Raw genomic sequence first — 238 nt, 5'->3', positions numbered from 1 at the left:
ACCGGGTCGACGCGGGAGGAGTTGATCGCCGGCCTGCGTGGCCTGTCGGTCCTCGGCGAGGGCCCGTCGGGTCCGGTGGCGGTGTTGTTCTCGGGGCAGGGTTCGCAGCGGCCCGGGATGGGTCTGGACCTGTATGGCGTGCTGCCGGAGTTCTCCGCCGCGCTGGACGAGGTCCGGTCGTATGTGGATGTCGACCTGGGTGAGCGGATCGATGAGACGCAGTTTGCGCAGGTCGGGT

At 69.3% G+C, this 238-nt stretch carries 1 protein-coding gene; it reads left to right on the top strand.

What is annotated here, in order from left to right; translation table 11 throughout:
- A partial coding sequence (locus IEZ31_RS54990) for a hypothetical protein (RefSeq protein ID WP_190258159.1) occupies positions 1-238 on the top strand: 238 nt, incomplete at both ends.

The sequence above is a fragment of the Dactylosporangium sucinum genome (genome assembly GCF_014647515.1).
Classification (GTDB): Bacteria; Actinomycetota; Actinomycetes; order Mycobacteriales; family Micromonosporaceae; genus Dactylosporangium; species Dactylosporangium sucinum.
Note: the sequence above shows the minus strand (reverse complement) of the source record. Positions and strands in the feature narration are given on the sequence as shown.